The 602-nt window shown below is 65.0% G+C and carries 1 protein-coding gene; it reads left to right on the forward strand.

Annotated elements, in window-relative coordinates; translation table 11 throughout:
- On the forward strand, window positions 1-602 hold a 602-nt coding region (locus CC207_RS02015), incomplete at both ends, for a VCBS domain-containing protein (protein WP_143496047.1).

Below are 602 nucleotides of genomic sequence, written 5' to 3' on the forward strand. Positions count from 1 at the left end.
GGTACCTTCGTTGGCACCTACGGCACCCTGGTGCTGGCGGCGGACGGTTCCTACACCTACACCCTCAACACCAACGACCCGGACTTCAAGAACCTGCACGGCGGTGGCAATGGGGTGGAGACCTTCACCTACACCCTGAAGGATGCCGACGGCGACACCAGCACCGCCACCCTGACCCTCAACGTCAGCAACCTCAACGACCCGGTGACCCTGGGCGGGCTGGACGTGAACGGTGGCGAACTGACCGTCTACGAGAAGAACCTGGCCGATGGCAGTGCGCCGAACCCGGGCGCCCTGACCCAGAGCGGCACTTTCACGGTCAGCGCGCCGGATGGCCTGCAATCCTTGAGCGTCGGCGGCATCAGCGTGGTCAGCGGTGGCGTGGCGGCGAGCTTCCCGCAGTCGATCACCACGGCCCTGGGCAATACCCTGACCATCACCGGCTACAACCCCACCACGGGCGTGATCAGCTACAGCTACACCTTGCTGGACAATGAGACCCATGCCAACGGCGACGGCGCCAACAGCCTCACGGAGCACTTCACCGTCACGGCCACGGATACCGACGGCAGCACGGCCAGTGGCTCGCTGGACGTCAATAT

It is taken from the genome of Pseudomonas sp. DrBHI1 (assembly GCF_002205115.1).
GTDB lineage: Bacteria > Pseudomonadota > Gammaproteobacteria > Pseudomonadales > Pseudomonadaceae > Aquipseudomonas > Aquipseudomonas mosselii.